The organism is Rhizobacter sp. P3_B12, from assembly GCF_056402895.1.
In genome coordinates this window covers 1-1,574 of record NZ_JBFUGN010001229.1, presented here as the reverse complement: position 1 = coordinate 1,574, position 1,574 = coordinate 1, and the positions used below count along the sequence as shown (strand labels likewise).

Annotated in this window: 2 protein-coding genes; both read left to right on the top strand. The window is 71.0% G+C overall.

The genetic code is table 11. The features are described 5' to 3' along the window. A partial coding sequence (locus AC1D01_RS34045) for a sensor histidine kinase (protein WP_477873878.1) occupies nucleotides 1-1,227 on the top strand: 1,227 nt, incomplete at its 5' end. Further along, the coding region (locus tag AC1D01_RS34040) for a response regulator (RefSeq protein ID WP_477873877.1) at nucleotides 1,224-1,574 on the top strand (351 nt) is incomplete at its 3' end. The genes AC1D01_RS34045 and AC1D01_RS34040, both read left to right, overlap by 4 nt.

Genomic DNA, 1,574 nt, shown 5'->3' with positions numbered 1-1,574 from the left:
CTGATGACGCAGGCCGGCCTGGCCGGCAGCGGCTTCTTCGTCATCACGCTGCTGGCCGGCGAGCTGGCCGGGCGCCTGGCGCGCGAAGAGCTCACCGCGCGCGGCAGCCTGGAGCTGGCGCGCCAGCAGGCGCAGCTGAACCGGCTGGTGATCGAGGAGATGCAGGAGGGCGTGCTGGTGGTCGACCAGCGCGGCCGCGTGCGCACCGCCAACCCGGCGGCGCGCGCGCTGCTGGCGCCGAGCGGCGTCTCGCGCGAGGCGCCGTTCCAGCTGCAGGGCGTCGAGGCCTGGGGCGAGCTCGTGAAGGCGGTCGAGCGCGCGTTCGCCGAATCGACCTGGCCCGAGGGCGGGCGCGACGTGGTGCTCGATTTCGAATCGAGCCCGCCGCGCACGCTGCGGGTGCGGGTGCGCTTCACCCGGCGCCAGGCGCCCGACCCGAGCGAAGCGCTCTGCGTGCTGTTCATCGAGGACGTGCGCAGCATGCAGGCGCGCACCCGCCAGGAAAAGCTGGCCGCGATGGGCCGGGTGTCGGCCGGCATCGCGCACGAGATCCGCAACCCGCTGGCCGCGATCTCGCAGGCCAACGCGCTGCTCTCCGAAGACGCGACCACCGCCGTCCAGCGCCAGCTGACGCAGATGGTCACCGAGAACGTCGGCCGGCTGAAGCGCATCGTCGACGACGTGATGGAAGTCACGCCCAGCGAGGTGCACGACGGTGGCCCGATCGACGCGACCGCGCTGGTCGCCGCCATCTGCAGCGAATGGGCGCGTGCCGCCGGCATGCCGATCGGCGGCGACAGCCTGCTGCGCGTCAAGCTGCCCGACGAGGCGCTGGGCGTCGTGTTCGACCCCGAGCACCTGCGCCGCGTGATGGTCAACCTGCTCGACAACGCGAAGCGCCATGCGCAGCCGATGCCCGGCGGCGTGCGCCTGACGCTGTCGGCACGCGACGACGTGCACGTGGTGCTGAGCGTCACCAGCAACGGCGAGCCGATCCCGCCCGAGGTCGAGCGCTACCTGTTCGAGCCTTTCTTCTCGACCCGCAGCCGCGGCACCGGCCTGGGCTTGTATATTTGCCGGGAACTGTGCGAGCGCTACGGCGCGCGCATCGATTACCGGCTGCGCGCCGCCAGCGAGCCGAACCGCAACGAATTCTTTGTCGCGATGCGGCGCAAACCCCTGGCGGGCACCGAAGCGCCCGAGACCCGACTGCACCTCACATCATGAGTTCGCCTTCCCACTTCAGCCTGCTGGTCGTCGACGACGAACCGGACCTGCGCACGTTGTACGAGCTGACGCTGTTGCGCGAGGGCTATGACGTCGAGACGGCGGCCACCGTCGACGACGCGCTGCTGCACCTGAAGGACCGCACGTACAGCGCGGTCATCACCGACATGCGGCTGCCCGACGGCACCGGGCTCGACCTGCTGCGCCGCCTCGAAGAGGGCAACCGGCGCGAGAAGGCGATCGTGATCACCGCGTACGGCTCGGCCGAGAACGCGGTCGAGGCGCTGAAGGCCGGCGCCTACGACTACCTGACCAAGCCGGTCGACCTGAAGCAGTTCCGCGCGGTC